Annotated in this window: 22 protein-coding genes and 1 pseudogene; 6 read left to right on the top strand and 17 right to left on the bottom strand. The window is 72.9% G+C overall.

The genetic code is table 11. The annotated features are described in order from the left end of the window. Positions 1-47: 47 nt before the first annotated feature. Positions 48-1,256, bottom strand: a complete 1,209-nt coding sequence (locus ACQ95T_RS01310; protein WP_425943010.1) for an AAA family ATPase — start codon at positions 1,254-1,256, stop codon at positions 48-50. A 144-nt stretch (positions 1,257-1,400) separates the two neighbouring features. On the opposite strand from ACQ95T_RS01310, the gene ACQ95T_RS01305 reads away from it, so the two are divergent. Further along, a complete protein-coding gene (locus ACQ95T_RS01305) occupies positions 1,401-2,222 on the top strand; it encodes an HAD family hydrolase (protein WP_425943009.1) in 822 nt (273 codons plus the stop codon). 10 nt (positions 2,223-2,232) lie between these two features. On the opposite strand, the gene ACQ95T_RS01300 is transcribed toward ACQ95T_RS01305, so the two are convergent. From ACQ95T_RS01300 to ACQ95T_RS01275, 6 genes and pseudogenes are all read right to left on the bottom strand, one after another. Further along, positions 2,233-2,562: a rhodanese-like domain-containing protein gene (locus ACQ95T_RS01300; protein WP_425943008.1), complete on the bottom strand. Its 330-nt coding sequence runs from the start codon at positions 2,560-2,562 to the stop codon at positions 2,233-2,235. Between the two features lie 33 nt (positions 2,563-2,595). Further along, positions 2,596-3,456: an Fpg/Nei family DNA glycosylase gene (locus ACQ95T_RS01295; protein WP_425943007.1), complete on the bottom strand. Its 861-nt coding sequence runs from the start codon at positions 3,454-3,456 to the stop codon at positions 2,596-2,598. Between the two features lie 285 nt (positions 3,457-3,741). Further along, a pseudogene (locus ACQ95T_RS01290) lies at positions 3,742-3,978 on the bottom strand (phosphatase domain-containing protein); the annotation flags it as partial. Then, positions 3,927-4,586, bottom strand: a complete 660-nt coding sequence (locus tag ACQ95T_RS01285) for a hypothetical protein (protein WP_431473421.1) — start codon at positions 4,584-4,586, stop codon at positions 3,927-3,929. The gene ACQ95T_RS01285 and the pseudogene ACQ95T_RS01290, both read right to left, overlap by 52 nt. 96 nt (positions 4,587-4,682) lie before the next feature. Further along, the gene (locus tag ACQ95T_RS01280; protein WP_425943005.1) at positions 4,683-6,515 is read right to left on the bottom strand and encodes a peptidoglycan-binding domain-containing protein; all 1,833 of its coding nucleotides are present in this window, start codon (positions 6,513-6,515) and stop codon (positions 4,683-4,685) included. Positions 6,516-6,861: 346 nt separating this feature from the next. Further along, positions 6,862-8,688, bottom strand: a complete 1,827-nt coding sequence (locus ACQ95T_RS01275) for a bifunctional metallophosphatase/5'-nucleotidase (protein WP_425943004.1) — start codon at positions 8,686-8,688, stop codon at positions 6,862-6,864. A gap of 256 nt (positions 8,689-8,944) precedes the next feature. Between ACQ95T_RS01275 and ACQ95T_RS01270 the strand changes: the two genes are divergently transcribed. From ACQ95T_RS01270 to ACQ95T_RS01260, 3 genes are all read left to right on the top strand, one after another. After that, on the top strand, positions 8,945-9,259 hold the full coding sequence (locus ACQ95T_RS01270; RefSeq protein WP_425943003.1) for a hypothetical protein: 315 nt from the start codon (positions 8,945-8,947) through the stop codon (positions 9,257-9,259). Between the two features lie 126 nt (positions 9,260-9,385). Then, positions 9,386-9,607: a MerR family transcriptional regulator gene (locus ACQ95T_RS01265; RefSeq protein WP_431473420.1), complete on the top strand. Its 222-nt coding sequence runs from the start codon at positions 9,386-9,388 to the stop codon at positions 9,605-9,607. Between the two features lie 606 nt (positions 9,608-10,213). Next, positions 10,214-10,414: a hypothetical protein gene (locus ACQ95T_RS01260; RefSeq protein ID WP_431473419.1), complete on the top strand. Its 201-nt coding sequence runs from the start codon at positions 10,214-10,216 to the stop codon at positions 10,412-10,414. Positions 10,415-10,576: 162 nt separating this feature from the next. On the opposite strand, the gene ACQ95T_RS01255 is transcribed toward ACQ95T_RS01260, so the two are convergent. From ACQ95T_RS01255 to ACQ95T_RS01215, 9 genes are all read right to left on the bottom strand, one after another. Next, a complete protein-coding gene (locus tag ACQ95T_RS01255) occupies positions 10,577-11,659 on the bottom strand; it encodes an NAD(P)H-binding protein (RefSeq protein ID WP_425943001.1) in 1,083 nt (360 codons plus the stop codon). A 111-nt stretch (positions 11,660-11,770) separates the two neighbouring features. After that, positions 11,771-12,067: a CPBP family intramembrane glutamic endopeptidase gene (locus ACQ95T_RS01250; RefSeq protein WP_431473418.1), complete on the bottom strand. Its 297-nt coding sequence runs from the start codon at positions 12,065-12,067 to the stop codon at positions 11,771-11,773. 444 nt (positions 12,068-12,511) lie between these two features. Continuing rightward, positions 12,512-12,991 carry an ABC transporter substrate-binding protein gene (locus ACQ95T_RS01245; protein WP_431473417.1) on the bottom strand — a complete coding sequence of 160 codons (480 nt, stop codon included), beginning with the start codon at positions 12,989-12,991 and terminating at the stop codon, positions 12,512-12,514. Continuing rightward, positions 12,988-13,506: a glycine betaine ABC transporter substrate-binding protein gene (locus ACQ95T_RS01240; RefSeq protein ID WP_431473416.1), complete on the bottom strand. Its 519-nt coding sequence runs from the start codon at positions 13,504-13,506 to the stop codon at positions 12,988-12,990. The genes ACQ95T_RS01245 and ACQ95T_RS01240 overlap by 4 nt, the downstream gene beginning before the upstream one ends. A 64-nt stretch (positions 13,507-13,570) precedes the next feature. Then, positions 13,571-14,203: an HAD-IA family hydrolase gene (locus tag ACQ95T_RS01235; protein WP_431473415.1), complete on the bottom strand. Its 633-nt coding sequence runs from the start codon at positions 14,201-14,203 to the stop codon at positions 13,571-13,573. Positions 14,204-14,270: 67 nt separating this feature from the next. Next, entirely contained in the window at positions 14,271-14,960 is a 690-nt protein-coding gene (locus ACQ95T_RS01230; RefSeq protein WP_425942997.1) for an ABC transporter permease, read from the bottom strand. Beyond that, entirely contained in the window at positions 14,957-15,598 is a 642-nt protein-coding gene (locus ACQ95T_RS01225; protein ID WP_425942996.1) for an ABC transporter permease, read from the bottom strand. Before ACQ95T_RS01225 ends, ACQ95T_RS01230 begins: the two co-directional genes overlap by 4 nt. Next, positions 15,595-16,710: an ABC transporter ATP-binding protein gene (locus tag ACQ95T_RS01220; protein ID WP_425942995.1), complete on the bottom strand. Its 1,116-nt coding sequence runs from the start codon at positions 16,708-16,710 to the stop codon at positions 15,595-15,597. The genes ACQ95T_RS01225 and ACQ95T_RS01220 overlap by 4 nt, the downstream gene beginning before the upstream one ends. A gap of 369 nt (positions 16,711-17,079) precedes the next feature. Continuing rightward, entirely contained in the window at positions 17,080-18,246 is a 1,167-nt protein-coding gene (locus ACQ95T_RS01215; RefSeq protein ID WP_425942994.1) for a M14 family zinc carboxypeptidase, read from the bottom strand. Positions 18,247-18,440: 194 nt separating this feature from the next. Here ACQ95T_RS01215 and ACQ95T_RS01210 point away from each other — a divergent pair, with 194 nt between their 5' ends. Together ACQ95T_RS01210 and ribA are read left to right on the top strand one after the other, a co-directional pair. Further along, on the top strand, positions 18,441-19,190 hold the full coding sequence (locus ACQ95T_RS01210) for an HAD family hydrolase (protein ID WP_425942993.1): 750 nt from the start codon (positions 18,441-18,443) through the stop codon (positions 19,188-19,190). Between the two features lie 44 nt (positions 19,191-19,234). After that, positions 19,235-20,587: a GTP cyclohydrolase II gene (gene ribA / locus ACQ95T_RS01205; RefSeq protein WP_431473414.1), complete on the top strand. Its 1,353-nt coding sequence runs from the start codon at positions 19,235-19,237 to the stop codon at positions 20,585-20,587. 137 nt (positions 20,588-20,724) lie between these two features. Here ribA and ACQ95T_RS01200 read toward each other — a convergent pair whose 3' ends face one another. Beyond that, positions 20,725-21,474: a hypothetical protein gene (locus ACQ95T_RS01200; protein ID WP_431473413.1), complete on the bottom strand. Its 750-nt coding sequence runs from the start codon at positions 21,472-21,474 to the stop codon at positions 20,725-20,727. Positions 21,475-21,542 lie beyond the last annotated feature (68 nt).

Raw genomic sequence — 21,542 nt, 5'->3', positions numbered from 1 at the left:
GGATCGGCCGAAAGTACCAGGCGTGAACCGTCCCCGCCGACCGACGACTAGGTCTGCGCCCGCAGGTACCGTCCGAAGTGCGGCACGGTGAACGCGATCCGCCCGCGCTCACCGCTGTAGATCAGTCCCTTCTTCAGCAGGGCGTCCCGGGCCGGGGACAACGACTGCGGCTTGCGACCCAGGTGGGTGGCGATGTCCGCCGTCGCCACCGACCCGACCTCGTCCACCTCCTGCCCGGCCTCGGCGTGCTCGGCGGCCAGGTCGGCCATCGCCCGCAGGTACTCCCGCTCCCCCGGCGTCGCCCGCTCGTAGCGCGAGCCGAAGAAGCCCACCGCCAGCTCCTCCTCGGCGTCCGGGGAGGCGACCCGCACGTCCTCGGCGGTGATCGGCGAGGACGGCGCCAGGTCCCAGACCTCCTTGCCGTAGGCCTGGATGAAGTAGGGGTAGCCGCCGGTCGCGGCATACATCGCCTCGAGGGCCTCCGGCGCCCACTCCGCGTCCTCGTCGGCGGCGGGGTTCTGCAGCGCGCGGACCGCCTCCTCGCGCGAGAGCCGGTCGATCCGGTTGTAGCGGAACAGCCGCTCGGAGTAGGACTTGCTCGCCGACAGCACCGCCGGCAGGTGCGGCAGGCCCGCGCCGACGACGATGACCGGCAGCGCCGACTGGCTCAGCTCGTGGCAGGCGGCACAGATCGCCGAGACGTCCTCGGGCGAGAGGTCCTGCATCTCGTCGATGAACACCGCCACGCCCTTGCCGACGTCCGCCGCCAGCCCGCCGACGTCGGTGAACAGCTCGACGAGGTCGATCTCGATGTCGCCGGAGTCGGCCCGGCCGCTCATCGCGGGCACGTCGATGCCCGGGTTCCAGCGGTCGCGCAGCTTGGCGCCCGGCTGGTCCTTCTGGGCGAACGCCTTGATGACGCCCAGGACGTGGTCGAGCTCCTCGCCCCGCGGGTGCCCCAGCTCACGAACCGCGACGTGCAGGGCGGCGGCCATCGGCCGGCGCATCCCCTGCTCGGGGCGCGCCTCGTACTTGCCGGTCCCCCACCGTGCCCGCACCGCGGCGCTGCGCAGCGCGTTGAGCAGCACCGTCTTGCCGACGCCCCGCAGCCCGGTGAGGATCATGGAGCGTTCCGGGCGTCCCCGCTGGATCCGCTCCAGGACGACGGTGAAGCGCTCGAGCTGCTCGTCGCGGCCGGCGAGCTCGGGCGGGCGCTGGCCCGCGCCGGGGGCGTAGGGGTTTCGGATCGGATCCACCATCGGACCGTATGTCGTTCTCTAGCGTGGGCGGCAGAGACACGCAGAGAAGAGCAGAGGCCGGCACCGGCCGCGGAGCGCAGCTGCCCCGGCGCCCGATCGCGCCCTCTCCAGGCCTCTAACCACCCGGCTAGAGTGGGGCAGATGCGCCCAGAAGACCTCTCCCGGGTCCCCCTCGGCGAGCGGGTCACCGTCCGCCGACGGCTGGCCGACGGGCGCGCGAGCGACGTCGTGGGGCGTGTCGTCGAGCTCGACGCGGAGACGATCGTCCTGGACACCCGGCACGGCCGGGCGGTCGTCAGGATCGTCGACGTCGTCGTGGCGCGGGTCGTCCGTCCGGTCCCCTGGCGGGTCGCCGCCTTCCTCGAGCGGGCCGACGTGGCGGTCCTCGACCTCGACGGGGTGCTGCGCACCTTCGACACCGAGGGCCACGTGGGCCGCGCGGCGGCCGGTCTGGGCACCGACCTGGAGGGCGTGCTGGAGACCGCGTTCGGCATCGACGAGGGGATGGCGATGCTCACCGGTCGCTGCACCCACGCCGAGTGGATCACGGCCCTGGAGGCACGCCTGCTGGACGACGGTCACGCTCCGCAGGCCGTGGCCCGGCTGATGACCGCCTGGGTCGAGGACCGGGGCACCCCGATCGCCCCGACCACCGAGCTGGTCGACCGGTTGTCCGCCTCCGGGACGCCCGTCTTCGTCTTCACCAACGGCACCGACCGGGTGCCCGAGGAGCTGGAGCACATCGGCCTGGGCCACCTGGTGCCCGCCCTGCTCAACGCGTGCGACCTGGGGGTGGCCAAGCCGGACCCCGAGGCGTATGCCGTCGCGCACGCGGAGATCGAACGTCGCCTCGGGCGGGAGCTCGGTCGGGAGCAGGTGCGGTTCACCGACGACCGGCCGCAGAACGTCGAGGCGGCCCGCACCTTCGGCTGGCAGGCGCGCATCTTCACGCCCCCGGCCTGACCTGCTGGGGTCAGAGGACGGTCGGCTCCCCTTCACCCTCGGCCGCCATCGGCTTGCCCTGGCGCTTCCAGGCCTGCATGCCCCCGTCGACGTTGACCACGTCGAAGCCCTGCTGCACGAGCCACTGGACGGTCCGGCCGGAGCGACCGCCGGTACGGCAGATCACCGGGAGCGACTCGTCGGTGATCGGCAGCTCGTCCAGCCGCGCCGGGACGTCACCCATGGGCAGGTGGATGGCGCCGGGGGTGTGTCCGGCGGCGAACTCGTCGTGCTCGCGGACGTCCACGACGAGGGCGTCGTCGGGGACCTGGTCGACGGAGACGGTGGGGATCTCGCTCATGCCAGACATCCTCCCACCGCCGCCGGGCGGTCTCTACCGCAGCAGGCGGGACATGCGCCGGTCGGCCAGCTCCTTGCCGCCGGTCTGGCAGGTCGGGCAGTACTGGAGCGAGCTGTCCGCGAAGGAGACCTCGTGGACGGTGTCCCCGCACACGGGGCAGGCCTCGCCGGTGCGGCCGTGGACGTTCATCCCCTGCCGCTTGGCGTCCTTCAGCTCGGCCGCGGGCCGTCCCTCGGCGGCCAGGACGGCGGCGGTCAGCGTCGTGCGGAGCGCCTCGTAGAGGCGGGCCACCTCCTCCTCGGTGAGCTTGGCCGCGATCGCGAACGGTGACAGCCGGGCCGCGTGCAGCACCTCGTCGGAGTAGGCGTTCCCGACGCCGGCGAGCACCGACTGGTCCCGCAGCAGGCCCTTGACCTGCGTGCGCCGGCCCTCGAGCAGGGCGGTGAACTGCGCCAGGTCGAAGTCCTCGGCGAGGGGGTCCGGCCCGAGGGAGGCGATGCCGGGGACCGCGGCGGGGTCGGGAACGACATACGCCGCCAGGCCCTTGCGGGTCCCCGCCTCGGTGAGGTCGAAGCCGGAGTCGTCGTCGAGGCGCACCCGCAGGGCGATGGGCGACCTGCCCGGGCGGACCCGGGTCGCGGGCACCTCCTCGTACCAGCGCAGCCAGCCGGCGCGCGCCAGGTGGAAGACGAGGTGGGTGCCGTCGACGTCGAGGTCGACGAACTTGCCGTGGCGGTGCACACCGTCGACCGGACGGCCCACGAGCGAGTCCGGCGGCGGGTCGAAGGTCTTGAGCACCGCGATGGACCCGAGCTCGACGTCGGTGACGACCCGGTCCAGGGTGCGCCCGGCGAGGAAGTCGACGAGCGCCTGCACCTCCGGCAGCTCAGGCACCCTCGCCCTCCTGCACCTGCGCGTCGGGCACGACGGCCAGCCCGCTGCCGGGGTCGGGGGTCGCCGGCCGGCCTCCTCCCGCCGGCGCTGCCGCGCCCCCACGAGCAGCTGGTGCAGGCCGTAGCCGTTGGGCGCCTTGAGCATCGGTGCCTTGGCCCGCTTGCCGAGCAGCTCGTCCGTGGCCACCGGAAGACCGCTGGAGAGCACCTGCTCGGCGGGGGTCAGCTCGCGGATGCAGATCGCCTCGACCGCGTCCGGGTGCTCGGCGGCCAGGGTGCCGTAGATGACCGGGTCGTGCTGCCCGTCGTCGCCGACGAGGATCCACCGGATGTGCGGGAACTCCGCGACCAGCCGGCGCAGCTCACGCTCCTTGTGCTCCTGGCCGGAGCGGAACCACCCCGTGTTGGTCGGTCCCCAGTCGGTGAGCAGCATCGGCCCGACGGGGTAGTCGTGCCGCCGCAGGAAGCGGGTCAGCGCCGGGGCGGTGTTCCACGCCCCGGTGGAGAGGTAGAACAGCGGCATCTGCGGGTCCTCGGCCACGAGTGCGCGGTACATGGAGCCCATCCCGGGGCACCCGCTCGCGCACCATCTCCGAACGCACGAACGTGTTCCAGCCGGCGATGAAGATGCGCGGCAGGTGGGTGATCATCACGGTGTCGTCGATGTCGCTGACCAGGCCGACCTCGGCCGAGGGGTCGACCACGCGCGCCGACACCGTGACCCGTGACCGTGTCGCCGTTGGCCAGCGAGACCGCGGCCTCCTGCCAGCCGGGGGGAAGCCCGTGGCCGGGGACCTCGACGTCGATGTAGCCGCCGCGGTCGCTCAGGGTCTCGACGGTCGCGTCGCCCATCCGCACGACCACCCGCGCGCCGACGTACGGTGCCGTGAGGAAGACGCGCCAGCCGCGCTGGGCGATGTCCAGCAGGGAGTCCTGGGCGTGGGTGAGGGCGGTCCGCTCCTCCGGGTCGTGGCGGGAGAGGACCACGCGGGCGAACACCCGGGCCCGTTCCACGCTGGCGTACCCGGTGTAGCCGAACAGCCGCTGCTGCCACCCGCGCTTCACCAGGGACGACATGACCCGGGCGCGGACGGTGTCCTCCAGCCGGGCAGCGATGTGGGTGCGCGCCATGGGGTCAACCCTAGCGGCGGGACCCGGTCCCGGCACGGGCCGGGAACCCCCGCCCGATCGTCGACCGAGGCGCGCCGGCCCGGGCCGGTCGGTGGGTCAGCCGGCGGCGACGACCGCTGCGTCGTGCTGCGCCTGCTCGGCGGCCTTCCTCGCGGCCTCCTCGGCCTTCTTCTCGGCCTTGGCCTTCTCCTCGGCCGCGGCCTCCTTGGCCTCGGCCTCCTCCTTGGCCTTCTTCTCGGCCGCCTTCTTCGCCTCGCGGCGCTCGCGGGCCTCCTCCGCACCGGGGGCTCCGTCGACGGTGCCGGCTTTCAGGGCCGCCTTCTCGACAGCTGCCCAGGTCGGTCCGTCGACCACGCCGGTGACCTCGAGCTCGGCCTTCTTCTGCACCTCGCGGACGGCCTCCTCGGTCAGCGGACCGAAGCTGCCGTCGTCCTCGAGGTCGAGCAGCCGCTGGAGGAGGGCGACGGCCCCGCCGGCGTACTCCGGCTCGGGCTCCCCCTCCTCGACGGTCCTGGCCTCGAGCAGCTCACCCGCGGGGTCGGCGGCCTCGTCCAGGCTGCCGTGCTCCAGCTCGACGTCGCGCACGGCGAACGTGGGGTGGGCGGTGCGTTCGGCGATCAGCCAGGTGAGGGGGGTCACGACGGCCGCGTCCTCGGCCTGACGCTCCGCCTGGGCCGCGAGCACCGGCACGCTCTCCTCCCACTCGCCCAGCGCCTTGGCCGTGATGGGTCCGAACTCGCCGTCGACCTCGACGCCGAGGAACTCCTGGATGACCTTGACGGCCTTGCCCGAGTCGCCCTGGGCGACGGTGGTGCGCAGGTGGGGGGTGAAGGCCGTGGACTGCCAGTCCGCCCGCTTCACCGGCCGGACGGCCTCCGGCAGCTCGCCCAGCTCCCAGCCCAGCAGCGCCGCGTAGGTGAAGTCGTCCGCGATCCCGGTGACCGGCAGGTCGTGCTCGGTCTGCCAGTCGATGAGCGCCTGGCGGGTCCGGTCGTCGAGCACGCCGCTGACCGGCAGCGTGAGCTGCTCCTGGAGCATCGCGACACCGCCGCCGGACTCGCCGGGGCGCACGCGCGCCATACCCGTCGCGGGTGCGGTCGCCAGCGCCCCCGACTCGCACGCGGTGACGCGCGGGAGCTGGTGGAGTGCGGCGTACTGCCCGGGGATGACGTCGCAGGGTCCCAGGTCGGGCTTGCTGACGGCCACGCCGGTCCACCAGGAGGTGCGCATCTGGGCGCCGTCCCAGGTGAAGGAGAAGTGGATGTGGTCGGTGTGCGGGGTGCCGGTGTAGAACTGCCAGCCGCGCCCGTCGCCGTGCCAGATGAGGCCGTTCCAGATGAGGTACTCCAGGCCGAACCGGTCGGCCATCTCGCCGTCCTTGTCCGTGAGCCACACGATGACCGCGTCCGCGATCTGCCGGTCGGCGGGGTCGAAGGCGTTGAGCGGCCAGTCGAGCCCGCGGCCGTCGTGGTGGAAGCTGGCGTAGTCGATGCAGGGGCGCGAGCCGAACCAGGTGGGCCGCTCGTAGTGCGTGCTGACCAGCAGGGCGAAGGCGACGACGCCGGGGCGGTCCATCGGGTCGCAGGAGACCTGCTGGGCGAACGGGCCGCGATCGTCGACCTCCACCGGGAGGCCCTCGTTCTCGGGCGCCTCCGGCACGATCGACGGGTCGGCCGGCACCGGGGAGAAGACGGCCGGGCCGCCCGCGTTGCCGTTGGGCACGAAACCGGTCGCGGCCGGGGGCGGGGCGGGGACGGGTGCGGGGGTCGTGCCCCCGGTGGCGGGCTGCTCGGACGCTCCGGGGTCGGCCGGGGCCGCTCCTCCGAGAGGGTCGACCGGGGGCGGTTCCGGAGTGGCCATCGCCGGCACCCAACCCAGGGCCAGCACCCCCGCCAGCAGCGCCGTCGCGCTCCATCGTGCCGCTCCCACCGATCCTGCCCGGTGGGATCCCCCTGGTGCTGACATCGCTGCTCTGCTTCCTGTGCCGAAGTCCTGCGCAAGGCCCGTCACGGGGGCTCGCGTCGATGCAACTGTATGCCCGCCACAGGCCCCCTGACCAGAGTGAATTTGCCGGCTTTGCCCACCTGTGAGGAAACAGCCAAGGAAGATCGTCACTTGCGTCACACGAGCCCCATTCGAGTATGCCGTGCCGGCGGGAAGTGCGCGCCGCACCTCCTCTGCGGGGGCCGACGCGTGGCCGGACGCGCGGGACGGGCCACCCCCGAGGGGGTGGCCCGTCCGTGTGCTGCTGGGTCGGCCGGTGGCCGTCCGCGGATCAGAGTCCGGCGACGCGGTCCCCGGGAGCCGTCAGGGGAGAGAACTCACGGATGTAGTTGACAAAGTTCGCCAGGTCCTCCGGCCCACCGGTGAGCCCGGTGCTGCCGAAGGCGGTGAACCCGTCCCCACCCTCCTGCAGGAAGTTCAACGTCGACACGCGGTAGGTCGCGTCCGGCTCGATCGGCACACCGTTCAGCTCCATCGTGCCGGGGACGACCGCCTTGGCCGTGTTGTCCCACGTGTAGGTGAAGCCCTCGGAGACCCCCAGTGCAAGCTGGGGACGACCCCGGGTCGCGATGTACTGCTGGTTCAGGACCGCCTCGATCTGCGCCCCGGTCATGGTGACCGTCACCAGGATGTTGTTGAACGGCATGACCTCGTAGGCCTCGCGGTAGGTGACGTCGCCCTGGTCGAGGCTCGCGCGCACGCCCCCGACGTTCATGAAGGCGATCTGGGCCCCGTTCTCCTGGGTGCCCCAGAGGATCGAGTCGGCGACCAGGTTGGCCATGGGGGTCTCGAAGGACCTTGACCGCTCGCCGTTCGGCCCGGCGGTGCCTTCGTCACCCTCGATCGCTTCGGCGGTCGATCCGACGACGGTCTCACCCACGACGTCGCCACGAGCCACCCACTCGTCCACGATGGCCTGGATCTGGGGATCGGGCGAGATCGTGGCGTTGTCGACGAGGTGGTTCTCGACGCTCAGGGACTCCCGGACGATGTCGTTGGTGCGCCGGTCGACCTGGAACGTCGTCTGGCTCAGCACGCGCCCCCAGTCGCCCGGCCCCGCCACGGCGCGCGGAGCACCCTCGCCGCCGGTGTCGAGGAGGCAGGCGAAGCCGTTGTGCGTGTGCCCCGTGAGAAGCACGTCGACCTCCTGCGACGTCCTGTCGTGGATGTCGACGATGGGACCCGCGAGAGTGTCGCACCCGGCGTTGACGTCCTCGGTGCTGATCGTTCTTGAATAGGCCCCTCCGTCGAAGCCGCCTTCATGCACCAGTCCAACGATCGCCTCCACGCCCTGAGCCTGCAGCTCGGCGGTGTACCGGTTGAGCGCATCTGCCTCGTCGGTGAACTCGACGTCTGCGATCCCTCCTGGCGACACCAGGATGGGGGTGTCCGACGTCACGACTCCGATGAACCCGACCTCGACACCCTTGACCTTCTTGACGACGTAGGGGGGCAGGATGGGGTCGTCGGTTCCCTTCCACTGCACGTTCGCCGCGAGGTAGGGAAAGTCGGCCCCCGCATACGGCGAGTCACCCATCTGTCCCAGCTCGGGGTGGTTGCCACCCTCGACCATGCGGAAGAGCTCGTCGACCCCCTCGTCGAACTCGTGGTTGCCGACCGCCGAGGCGTCCAGCCCCATGGCGTTGAGCACCTCGATGGTGGGCTCGTCCTGGAACAGGCCGGAGTAGAAGGCCGACCCGCCGATGCTGTCTCCCGACGAAACGGTCAACGTCGCACCACGGAAGTCCCGCGTCAGTTCGTTGACCAGCCCGGCAAGGTAGGCGGCGCCACCGTAGGTGCCGACCAACTCGTTGTTGATGACCAGGTCCTCCGGCTGGAGCCGACCGTGGAAGTCGCTGAACTGCAGCAGCTGGACGTCGACGAGCTGGCCAGGCGGAGTTTTGCCCTTCTTGCCGTTGTTGTTGCCCTTGCCCTTGTTCGGGTTGTCGGCCTTGTCCTTGTCGTGACCCTTGGCCTTCCCGTGCGGGGCGGTGTGGGCCTTCTCGTTGGCCTTGTCGTTGGGCGCTGCGACGGCGGTGGCGCCGACCATGGAGGTCGCGGTCACCGCGGCGAGCGCGAGGGCGAGAGTGCGCTTCATTGCTGGTCTTCTCCCTGAAGGATGTGCCGTGGGGGGACCTTGGCAAGGTACCCCCTCCCCCTCTTCGCTGCTACCCGTAAGCACCCCGTGTCGCACACCCCTCATCCGACGTTCGCCCACCCGTCACCCCGGCGGACTCCTCAGTGGGCGACCGCACATCTGACAAGCATTAGACAAACACTTGACATACCTTGTGCCTACGCGCCATGATCCTCTCACCGGGTCGACGACGACCCCCAGCCTCCAGGAGGAACCCATGAAGAAGTTCGCCAGCCTCGCCACCGCCGCCACCCTCGCTCTCGGGGCGCTGGCAGCCCCCGCCGCCGCGGCCCCTGCGGCCAAGCCCGACACCGCGTGCATGCAGGCCGGGATCGCCAAGCTCAAAGACATCGGCGCGTTCTCCGGCGTGGCCAAGGCGGGCCTGCCGATCTCCACCGCCACCGCCGTGGGAATCACCGTCCGTGAGGGCGCCGACATCTCCGGCCTCGGCCAGGTGCTGCCACTGTCCGTCGTGCTGGCCGACCACCGCGCCGGCGACGACAGCCTCTTCCTCTACCCCTGGTGCGAGTGACCAGACCGCGACGACGCCCAGCACCGCACCGACGCACCACCGCCCTCGGGTTGTCCAGGCTCCGTCCAAGCCTCCGCTACCCTTGATCCATCGTCCGTCCATGATCGAGGCACAAAGGAGGCGACAATGACGGTCCGTTACACGGTCAAGCAGGTCAGCGGGCTCACCGGCGTCGCCACCGACCGCCTGCGGGCCTGGGAGCGCCGGTACGGCGTCGTCGAACCCGGCCGGAGCGAGTCGCGCTACCGCCTCTACGACGACGAGGACGTGGCCCGCTCCGCCGGATGGCCGAGCTCGTCGAGGCGGGCACGCCGGCCTCCCTCGCCGCCGAGCAGGTCCGTGGGCTGAGGGCGGTCAGCTCACGGGACGGCAAGGTCTCCCTGGTCCGTGCCGACGACGCGCAGGGACGCAACGGCACGGGCCAGGAGACGGCCGGCGGCGAGGCCCCCCGGGGGTCCGCACGCACCTCGGCCGACGGCGACCGGTCACCCCGGCGGGACGGCTGGGTCCCCCTCGACCTGTCCTCCACGGGCCTGCCTCCGCTCGAGGCGCTCATCGCCCCCGCGCGCTCGCTCGACCGCATCAGTCTGGACCGCACGCTGGACCAGGCGTTCTCCGTCGGTTCGTTCGAGGTCGTGTTCGAGCGCTGGCTGACCCCCGCGCTCGCCCGGCTGGGCCAGGCGTGGGTCGACGGCCTCGTCGACGTCGGTGGCGAGCACTTCGTCAGCGCCGCCGTCCACCGGCGGCTGAGCCGGGCCTTCGAGGCCGCCGGCCCGCAGGAGGGCGGACCCGTGGTCGTCGTCGGTCTTCCGCCCGGGGCCATGCACGAGCTCGGTTCGCTGGCGCTGGCCACCTGCCTGCGACGGCTGGGGGCCGACGTGCGCTACCTCGGCCTCGCGCGACCTCCCGGTCGCCAGCTGGCTCCGCGCCGTCGAGCAGCTGCACCCCGCGGCTGTGACGATCTCGGTGCCCCTCACCAAGGACGACCCCGCCGCCCGCGAGCTCGTGGAGGCCCTGGGTGGGACGGCCGACCCTCCCCAGGTCTACCTGGGCGGCTTCGGCTGCGGGCAGGACTGGCCCGAGGAGCTCGGCGCCACCCGCCTCGACGTCGGGGTCGTCGAGGCCGCCCGGGCCATGGTCGACTCGCTGCGCTGAGCCAGGAGACCGTCGCGGGCCCTGCGGGGCCGACCTTCGCGGACCATGTGAGGGCTGGCCTTCGCGGGCCACGGGGGCCCGTGGTCGGCGAACCGCCGCGGCCGTTCATGGTGTCGGGGACCGGCGGACCGGCCGCCGCCCGCCGACCCCCGCCCGACCCCGTCACCTCCGCCGGGCGAGCACCTTCCCCAGGGCGAGCAGCCCCATACCCGCCCCGACCCCGGCCGCGATCTTCGGCCCGACCTCGCGCACCGGGTCCGGGTCCGCGTCGGCCATCGCCAGCCGCACCGCCGTCCGGTAGGGCGTGCGCCCACCCTCGGGCTCTCCGACCAGCTCGACGATGTCGTCCTCCTTGCAGACCACCTCGTGCACGAGCGAGCCCACGAGCGGCTTGGCCACGCCCGAGGCCACCGGCGTCACCAGCCCGACCCAGTGCCCGGCCAGCCACGGCGTCAGGACCGGCAGCGTGACGATGAACCGGCGGCGCATGCCGTTGACCTGGGCGAACCCCTGCATCATCTCCTCGTAGGTCAGCACGTCCGGCCCGCCGATGTCGAACGTCCGGTTGACCTCCGCCGGCAGCGAGGCGGCGCCGACGAGGTAGTGCAGGACGTCGTCCACCGCGATCGGCTGGATGCGGTTGTGCAACCACTTCGGCGCGACCATCGCCGGCAGCCGCCCGGTGAGGTAGCGCAGCATCTCGAAGCTCACCGACCCGTCGCCGATGACGACCGCCGCCTGGAGCACGGCGGCGGGCACCCCCGAGTCCAGGAGGATGTCGCCGACCTCCACGCGCGAGGCCAGGTGGGAGGAGAGCTCCCCGTCGGGGTGCAGGCCGGAGAGGTAGACCAGCCGTGAGACCCCGGCCTCCAGAGCCGCCGTGGAGAAGGTGCTGGCCATCCGCCGGTCGCGCTCGCGGAAGTCGCCCTCACCGTCCATCGAGTGCAGCAGGTAGTAGGCGACCGCCACCCCCTCCATCGCCCGGCGCACGTCGTCGGCGTCCTGCGCGTCGCCCTCGACGACCTCGACCCGGTCCGCCCAGTCCTCGGTCAGCCTGCCCGCCGAGCGGGTGAGACTCCGCACCCGCCAGCCGGCCTCGAGCAGCTGCGGCACGAGCAGCCCGCCGATGTAGCCGGTCGCGCCGGTGACCAGGGCGAGGTCGCCCGGCCCCGGAGGCGTGCCGGTCGGGTCGAGGTCGGCGGCGGGGCTGGTGTCGGTCCCGGTGGGGACGGTCGTTCCGGTCATGCGGTGCTCCTGGGGGTGGAGGGGGTATGCGGTGTCACGGGTGGGCGTGGCGCGGAGGGGTCGGTCGGGTCGTGCGGAGGGTCAGGCGGGTCGTGCGGATGGTCGGGCGAGTCATCGGAGCAGCTCCATGAGCGGAGGAAGGAGCAGCAGCATGCCGGCCGACCAGGTGATGTGCGTGATGATCGGGGCCAGCACACCGCCGGTGACCCGGCGCTGGAGGGAGCAGACGACCCCGATGAGGACCGCGGCGAAGACGAGCAGGGGCACGCCGACCGCGACCGTGACGACCGCGTAGACGACGACGTTGCCGACGACCGCCCAGTGCCTGGGCAGGGCGGCGTAGAGAGCACCGCGGAAGAAGAGCTCCTCCGCACCCCGTTGACCACGGTGATGAGCAGGACCACCCACAGGACGCCGGCGCGGGCGTGGTCCAGCAGCCCCTCGACCGGCTCGGCCAGGAGCGGGACCCGGGAGACGAGCAGCGCCCCGGCGAGGAAGAGCGCCAGCAGCAGCAGGCCCAGGGCGACCGGCTGGACGACCGGGACGACGTAGCGCGTGCCCTCGCGGGTGTTGGCCCGGCCCCGCCGCAGCGGGCCCGACGCGAACGCCCCGCCGGCCCAGACGACCGCCAGGACGGCCGTGCCGTAGTAGAAGGAGGGGTCGCCGGGCGGGAGCGCGAGCGACCACCAGAGCAGCACGGCCCCGAGCGCCAGCGTGAGGGCGACGACGGTCCGCCGGCGCCGCCGGAGCTCGGGCGGGTCCTCCGGACGGCCGGGGACCGGCTTGACGAGGGCGGCCTCGACGAAGTCGCGCACCTCGTCGACGACCTCCTTGACGGGGTTCACCGCCCGGTCAGAGGTTCTCGTCGATGAACTCCCGCGCCACCGCCGCCGGGTCCTGACCCTCGGTGACGACCTGGACCATCATGTCGGTGAGGTTGTCGGTGGTCAGGGCGGCCGAGACCTCGTTCAGGGCCTCCTCGACCGTGCCGTTGACCACGTCGGAGCTGATGAGCGGCACGATGTTCTGGGCGGCGAACAGCGACTCGGGGTCCTCCAGGACGACCAGGTCGTTCTCGCCCACGGCCGGGTCGGTGGTGAAGATGTTGGCCACGTCGACCTGTCCGTTGACCAGGGACTGGACCGTCAGCGTGGAGCCGGCGGACAGCGAGCGGAACTGGGCGAACTCCAGCCCGTAGACCTCGCTCAGCCCGTCCACGCCGTTGGGCCGGGACTCGAACTCCGGCGGCCCGCCGAGGACCATCTCCGCCGCGTGCGGCTCCAGGTCGGCGATGGTGCTCAGGCCCAGGGTGTCGGCCGTCTCGCTCGTCACCACCAACGAGTCCTTGTCCTCGGCGTCGCTGATCTCGACAGCTGCAGGCCCTCGGGCAGGTTCTCCTCCGCCTCGGCCAGCACCTCCTCGGAGGACGTGACCGTGATCTCGGGGTTGAGGAAGGTCGCCAGCCCGCCGGTGTACTCCGGGATGAGGTCGATCGACCCGTCCTCCAGCCCGGCCATGTAGGTCTCCCGGCTGCCGATGTTGAGGGTGGTCGACACGTCCACGCCGGCGTCGGAGAGCGCTGCCGCGTAGATCTCGGCGAGCAGCACGTTCTCGGGGAAGTTGGCCGAGCCGACGACGATCTCACCGACGTCCTCGCCCCCGGCGGCCGCACCACCGGTGGACCCGGTGTCGTCGGTCGCGTCGGTGCCGTCCGTGGACCCGTCGCCTCCGTCGGCGGAACCCTCGCTCTCGGGGGTCTCCGCCTCGAGGGGGTCGTCACCGCCACCGCACGCGCTGAGCGGGACGAGGACGGCGAGGGTCAGGGCCAGGATCGAGGTGCGCTTCATGAGGGTTCCTCCCCGGTGGTGGATGTCTGGAGCCAGCCTGCCACAGCAGGACCGCGACGGCTGCTCAGGCGGACGGTGGGAGCAGGTCGAGCAGCTCCTCCACCGCCGTGATCCGCTCGGCTCCGGGCGCCTCCAGGGGGATGCCCGGCGTCTGCAGCAGGACACCGCGCACACCTGCGGCCCGGGCCGCCGCGACGTCGCCGGGGCGGTCGCCGACGGCCAGCACCTCCTCCGGGTCCAGGCCGTGCCGCTCCAGCAGCTCGAGCACCATCGCCGGGTCGGGCTTGCGGGCGAAGCCGTCGGGGGCGCAGACCATGTCGTCCACGTCCACCCCGAGGATGTGCAGGAGCTGGGTCGCGCTCTCCCGGTCCCGGTGGGTGGCCACCAGGTTGAGACCGCCCTCCTCCCGGACCCTGGCGATCACGGCGCGCGCGCCGTCGACCACCGGCGGAGGGCTGGAGCGCCAGGTCTCCTTCGTCCGCTCGTAGGCCGCACGCAGGTCCTCCGGGGACACCCCGTGACGCTGCGCCAGGGTCTCGATCGCGTGCCCGCTGGAGACCCGGGTCAGCTCGGCCACCTCGTTCAGCTCCTCCTCCCCCCCCGGATCGTCCCCGTGCACGGCGCCCGCCAGGGCACGGTCCACGTCGGGATAGGTGTCGACGAGGGTGCCGCCGAGGTCCCAGATGACGGAGGTCATGGGTCCATTCTGCGCACAGGGGACGGACGGCTCCTCGCCGGCCGTGCAACAGTGTGGCCGGCTGCGGCTAGCCCGCCGAGGCGTGCCGCAGCCCCGGGGAGACCACGAGGCGCTGGACCGTCGCCAGGACCTGGTCGACGAGGAGGGCCAGGGCAGCCACCGCGATCGAGCCACCGGCCATCATCGCGTAGTCGCGGCTGGCCTGCCCGTCGATGAGGAAGCGCCCCAGGCCGCCCAGGCCGACGATCGCGGCGATGGTCGCAGTGCCGATGATCTGCAGCATCGCCGCCCGCATGCCGGACATGATGAGCGGCAGCGCGCCGGGCACCTCGACCTGGCGCAGCACCTGGCTACCCGTCATCCCCATCCCGCGGGCCGCGTCACGGGCCGCCGGGTCGGTGGCCTGCACCCCGGCGTAGGTGCCCGACAGGATCGGCGGGACGGCCAGCAGCACGAGCACGATCAGCGCCGGCGCCTCGAAGGCCCACTCGCCACGCAGCCGGGGCAGCAGGAGCAGCACCGCGATGAAGAGCACGCCCAGGGAGGGGATGGCCCGGAAGGCCCCGGTCAGGTTGATCGCCAGCCAGCGCAGCCGGCCGGTGTGCCCGACCCAGAGCCCGATCGGCACGGCGATCGCCGACGCGACGAGCAGGGCGATGAAGGAGTAGCGCAGGTGGGCCAGCGACTGCGCGAGGATGCCGCCCTGCCCCGACCAGCTCGCCGGGTCGAACAACCACTGGAAGGTCTGGCCGATCATGCGCTCGCCCCGCTCCGCAGCCAGGGGGTCAGCACCTTGGACAGGACGGCGATGGCCGCGTCCAGGGCGACCGCCAGCACGACGCAGGCCACGACCCCGACGACGATCGGCCCCATCGCGTTGCGGTTGAAGCCGTCGGTGAAGAGCATCCCCAGCTGGCTCACGCCGATCAGGGCCGCGATCGAGACGATCGAGACGTTGCTCACGGCCGCGACGCGCAGCCCGGCGGTGATGACTGGGACCGCCAGCGGCAGGTCCACCGAGACGACCCGGCGCAGCTCGCCGTAGCCCATCGCCGTGGCCGCCTGGCGCACGTGCCCGGGCACCGAGCCGAACCCGTCGGCGACCGTGCGGGTGAGCAGCGCGACGGTGTAGAGGGTCATCGCGACCAGGACGTTGGCGTCGTCGAGGATCCGGGTGCCCAGCAGCAGCGGCAGCATGATGAACAGCGCCAGCGAGGGGATCGTGTAGAGCAGCGACGTGCTGGCCACGACGGGAGCCTGCAGCCAGCGGGTGCGCACGGCCAGCCAGCCCAGCGGCAGGCTGATGAGCAGGCCCAGCAGCAGCGGCACCCCGGCGAGGTAGAGGTGGCGCAGGGTCAGCTCGCCCAGCGTCTCCCAGGCGACGCCGCCGATCACCGGGCCTCCTCCAGCGTGCCCCCCGGCCGCTCCGGGGGCGTGGCCGCGTGCCCGTCACGGCGCATGGCCGCGAGCACCTCGTCGGCGGTCACCGTCCCGACGACCCGTCCCTCCTCGACGACGACGCCCCGGCCGCTGGGCGAGGACAGCGCCGCGTCCAGCATGGTCCGGGCGCTCGAGCCCACCTCGGCGAGGGTCCCGAACCGACGCACCTTGTCCGCCGGCACCGGGCCGCCCCAGCCGTCGACGTCGACCCAGCCCTGCGGCATACCCTCCTCGTCGACGACCAGCACCCACCCGGCACCGGCCGGCACGCTCTCCCCCACCCGCACGGTCCGTTCCTCGCGGAGCGGGACGTGCGGCGCGGCGAAGCTCAGCGCGCGGTAGCCGCGGTCCTTGCCCACGAAGTCGGCCACGAAGTCGTCGGCCGGGGTGGCCAGCAGCTCCGACGGCGGGGCGAACTGGGCCAGGTGGCCGCCGTAGCGCATCACCGCGATCTGGTCGCCGAGCGTGAGGGCCTCGTCGATGTCGTGGGTGACCATGACGATGGTGATGCCCAGGTCCTTCTGCAGGCGGCGGACCTCGGCCTGCAGGTCGCCCCGCACGATCGGGTCGACCGCGCTGAACGGCTCGTCCATGAGGACCAGCTGCGGGTCACCGGCCAGCGCCCGGGCCACGCCCACGCGCTGCTGCTGGCCGCCGGAGAGCTGGGCGGGGTAGCGTCGGGCCTGGTCCTCGGTGAGCCCGACCTTCTCGATCGCCTCCATCGCGGCCCGGCGGGACTTCGCGCGGTCCCAGCCGAGGAGCCGCGGGACGGTCATGATGTTGGCGAGGACGGTGCGGTGCGGGAAGAGGCCGGCGTGCTGGATGACGTAGCCGATGTGGCGGCGCAGCTGGGCCGCGGGCCGCTCGGCGATGTCCTCGCCCTCGAGCAGGATCCGCCCCGACGTCGGCTCGACCATCCGGTTGATCATCCGCAGGCTCGTCGTCTTGCCGCACCCCGACGGCCCGACGAGGACGGTGATCCCGCCGCGGGGCACCTCCAGGTCCAGGCCGTCGACGGCGACGGTGCCGTCGGCGTACCTCTTGGTGACGTCCTCGAAGCGGATCATGGGGCCAGACGCTATCGGGTGGCGCGGCGTTCGGCGTCTCGTAGCGCACCCGGCCGGCGCCTCGACCGCCGGTGGCCCTCCCGTGCTCTCGCTCCCGGCGTTTTGTGCGCCCCCTCCCCGGCGTGTCGTGCACCGTGCTGGCACCGGTGCGGCGTGTCCCGTGCTGGGACACGGTTCCTGCACAGGCCCTCCCTGTGTGTCGCGCACAGGGCGGGGTGTCGCCACCGTGGCTACGAACGGCCGGAGCACGGACGGCGCAGGGTCCGTGCCGGTCCAGGACGGCACGGACGACGCAAGGGTCCGCGCCGGTCAAGGACGGGCGCGGACCCTTCGTCGCTCAGGCGGGCTGGTCAGCCGTGGTGGCGATGGTCAGTCAGCGGGGTGAAACACCCGGGTCGGGATGTCCTCGTAGTCTTCCGGGTCCAGGGATTCGACAGACCCGTCGGCGACGGCGGTGATCAGACCCTTGAGCCCGATCTCCACCTGCTTGGTGAGGAAGCCGTTGCGCTTCTGGCCGTCGGACTGCGTGTTGCTCGACGTCTCGAAGAGCACCGTCGCGCTCCCCCGCAGCGCGAACGACCCCAGCGCGGTGCCCGGCAGGTTGATGTTCTGCGGGTAGAGCGTCAGGTGGCCGAAGCCCGAGTTGCCCTGCCCCTGGAGCGCGTCGTAGACCGCCACGTTGGCCTGCCGTGAGGCGTCGTAGTCAAAGTTGGGCCAGTCGCCGAACTCGGTCGGGTCGGCGATGAAGCGGCCCGAGATCGACAGCGGCGACATGTTGTTCGTCCCCTCCTGCGAGTAGCAGGGCCACTGGTTGTGCAGGTCGACGAAGTAGTCGACGATCCCGAACTCGTCCTCCAGGCCGGCGTAGACGTCACGCACCGTCTGCGCCTCGGGGGTGATGTACCACCCGGTGTCGGCGCTGTTGCCCGGGAAGTCCTCCGGCTGGGGCACGTAGTCGAGGTCGGGGTTGAAGTCGCGGTTGAGGTCGAAGCCCGGCACCGAGGCACGGTAGTTCCAGGCCGGCTCGACTCCCGCAAGCTGCGGGAACGCCTCGACCACGTCGGCCCAGCTCATCGCGTTCTGCCGGGTGTCGTGCTCGGCCCCGTCCACGTTCAGCCGCGGGATGGCCACGATCGTGACGTTCTCCCGGACCATCCTCGCCTCGGCAGTGTTGCCGCCGAACTCCTTCAGCAGGCTGAGCAGTGCCTCCGTGCCGTGGTTCTCGTTGCCGTGAATCTGGCTCTGCACCAGGATCACGGTGTCCCCGGTGCCGACGCGGGCCTGGTAGATGTCCCGCCCCTCGTGGCTCTGGCCGACGACCTCGACGTCGACGGTGCCCTTGCTGGTCCGTTCGATGCGCTCCAGCTCTCCGGTCAGCTGCTCGTGGTCCACGAAGCTCGCCCGGTTGCCGCCCGGCTCGGTCCCGCAGTGCGAGTTCACGGGCACGGCGGTGGCCGTCAGCGGGGCCGCGGCCGCGGCAACGCCGACCATGGCGGCGGCGGACAGGGTGGCAGTGAACGTCTTGCGGTGTCTCATCGGGTCTCCTTCGACGACGGTGGGGTCCGACCAACCCACCGGCTACCCGCCCGTAGCTCAAGAGGTCTTGGCCGAACCTTGACCGGATCCGAACGCGCCCTTGACGTCGTGCGTGCCGGGGCACCCCAGACCGCGGGCCTGCCGGCCGAGCTCGGGGGCCGGCCTCATGGAAGCCCTCGCCTAGGGTCGGTCCGGTGACCAGCCCCCGGACCGACCTCGCGCAGGCTCTCGTCGACGCCGCGGACGTGCTCCTGGTCGACTTCGACGGCCCGCTCGCGCGGATCTTTCCCGGCACCCGCTGGCTGGAGGTGTCGGCGGACCTGCGCGGGTATGCCGTGGAGCGGGCGCGCAACGACCTCGACCTCGACCTCGCCGCGGTGCTCGGGGAAGAGCCGGACCACGTGCAGGTGCTGCGGCTGATCGGGCGACACGCGCCGGGGATCGCCGCCGACGCGGCCGAGCTGGTGACCCGGCTGGAGCTCGACGCGGCGCGGACGGCTCCGCTCCAGCCCGGGGCCCTGGAGTTCCTCGACGAGGCGCTGGCCCGGTCGGCGCGGGTGTTCGTCGTCACCAACAACGACCCCGACGTCGTCCCTGCCGTGCTCGACCGGCACGTGCCTGGACTGACCGCCCGGCTGACCGGCGTCCACGGCCGCACCGCGGGTCGGACCGACGACCTCAAGCCCGCGCCGGACCTACTGCTGCGGGCGCTGGCGCAGATGGCGAAACGCGGCGTCACGGGGGGCAAGGCCGGCCTCGACGAGATCAGCGCCGTCCTCCTGGGCGACTCGGTCACCGACGTCCTGGCCGGGAAGGCGGCCGGGGTGCCGGTCGTCGGCGTGGCCCAGGACGCGCAGCGGCGAGAGGACCTCCTCGCGGCCGGCGCCCGGGCCGTCGTCGGCGACCTGGGTGCGCTGCTGCACACCCCGGGGGACCGGGGATGACCCTCCGGCCCCCGTCCCGGGTGCCGTCACGGGATACTGGAGGGATGTCGATGGATGCCGTGCCCGGTGACCGCTTCACCATGGTCGAGCGGATGGCCGACACCGTGCTGCCCACCCGGCACGGCACCTTCCGGATGACGGCCTACCGCGACGACTCCGGCGAGGAGCACGTGGTCCTCAGCGTCGGCATCGAGGACGACGACGCCGCGGACGCCCCGGCCCCGCTCGTGCGGGTGCACTCGGAGTGCCTCACCGGGGACGCGCTGGGGTCGCGGCGCTGCGACTGCGGCGACCAGCTCCAGCACGCCCTCCACCTCGTCGCCCAGGAGGGCCGTGGCGCGGTCGTCTACGTCCGCGGGCACGAGGGACGCGGGATCGGCCTGGTCGAGAAGATGCGGGCGTACGCGCTCCAGGACACCGGGGTCGACACCGTCGACGCGAACCTCCAGCTGGGCCACCCGGCGGACGCGCGCACCTACGACCAGTCGGCCGCGATGCTGGCCGACCTGGGCGTGCGGTCGGTGCGGCTGCTCTCCTCCAACCCGGCCAAGGAGCGGGCGCTGACCGAGCTGGGCATCACCATCGAGGAGCGCCGGCCGCTCATCGTGCCCACCCGGCCGGAGAACGAGCACTACCTCGCGACCAAGCGGGACCGCATGGGGCACGACCGCCACGCCCCCGACGAGTGGGACCTGCTCCTCCGGGGCAGGGTGCCGTCCAGCGGCGTGCTGGCCGACCGCTACGGGCCTCTCGTCGCGGCCGGACGGCGTGCCCCGCTCGTCCTGGCCCAGCTCGGCCAGAGCATGGACGGCTTCATCGCCAGCCGGACCGGTGACGCGGAGTACGTCACCGGGGACGCCGACCGCGAGCACCTGCACCGCCTGCGCGCGCTCGTCGACGCGGTCGTCGTCGGTGGTGCCACGGTGGCGGCCGACGACGCCCGCCTCACGGTGCGGGCCGTGCCGGGGGACAACCCGGTCCGGGTGGTCCTGGACCCGCGCGGCGTCCTGCCGCCCGGCGCGGCCACCCTGACCGACGGCGCGGCACCGACCCTGTGGGTCGTCGGTCGGGACGCCGACGTGGCCGCCGAGGGCCTGGCCGACCACGTGGAGCTCGTGCGCTGGACGACGGACGGGGTGATGGAGCCGTACCAGGTCCTGCAGCTGCTGGCGGCGCGCGGCCTGTCCCGGGTGCTCGTGGAGGGCGGGGGACGGCTGGTGTCCGCGTTCGTCGCGGCGGGTGCGGTGGACCGGTTCTTCCTCACCACCGCCCCGGTGCTCATCGGTGACGGCGTGCCCGGCCTGCGGGTCGGGGGCACCGACCGGCTCGCCGACCCCTCCGTCCGTCCGCGCGGCGGTGGATGCTGGGCGAGGACGTCGTCACCGAGTTCGTGCTGACCGAGGCGTCCGGCTCTGCGGAGCTGACCGAGGCGTCCGGCTCGGCGGAGGAGACGGCGGCGTCCGGCTTCCCGGACGAGACCGCCGGGTCCGCCGAGACCGGCGGGTCCGCCGAGACCGGCGGGCCCGTCGCGTCCTCACGCCCCCGGTTGCGCGCCGTGGGGTCCGTCCGGGACGACGCCGCGCCCACCGGGACCGCCGAGGCCTCCGGCGTCGAGGGCGAGCAGGTCGACGTGGTCGACGAGGACCCGCAGCCCACCTGAGGCCAGCTGCTCCCGGCGTCGCTGCTGCCACGTCCGCAGGTCGACGGCCGAGGACGGGTCCCGCTCGACGGCGTCCTCGACCCGTTCGTCCAGCCACCGCTCGAGCAGAGCCCGGTACCGGCCGTCCCGACCGGGCAGGTCCCAGGGTGTCGACGCGGTCAGCACCTGCAGGCCCCGTTCCCGGAGCAGCCGCGTCAGGACCGCCGGGGCGTCGGGTCCCGGGCGGCCGTCGCGCCGCTGGTGGTCGTCGAACGCCGCCGACAGCAGCACGTCCGCCGGGTCGGCCGGCTCCCAGCGCACCTCCCCGGTCACCGACAGGGACAGGAGTCCCGCCCCCGCGATCGCCACGGCGTCCGCCAGGGCGGTGAGGTCCTGGGTCGTCAGCACGTCGAGCACGGCGGTGGCCACGACGACGGTCGGGACCACGGTGCCCCGCTGTGGCCCAGCGCCGTGCTGCCCGTCGGCGCCCTCTCCACGCGTCCGGACGTCGCGACCCCAGGACGCCCCCGTCCCGCCCGGCAGGGCCGCCAGCACCTCCGGCAGGTCCTGGACCGACCCGCGGACCCGCCGCGAGCCGTCGTGCCCGGGGTGCGCCAGCAGCTCGGCGTCGTGGTCCACCGCCACCCACTCCTGGTCGAACGGCAGGCGTGCCGAGAGGTACCTCCGGTTGGCTCCCGTCCCGTCCCGGCTCC

The sequence above is a fragment of the Ornithinimicrobium carbonis genome, from assembly GCF_050703245.1.
In the GTDB taxonomy this organism is placed as follows: Bacteria; Actinomycetota; Actinomycetes; order Actinomycetales; family Dermatophilaceae; genus Ornithinicoccus.
The sequence above is the reverse complement of the archived record's forward strand: the minus strand, read 5'-3'. Positions and strand labels throughout refer to the sequence as shown.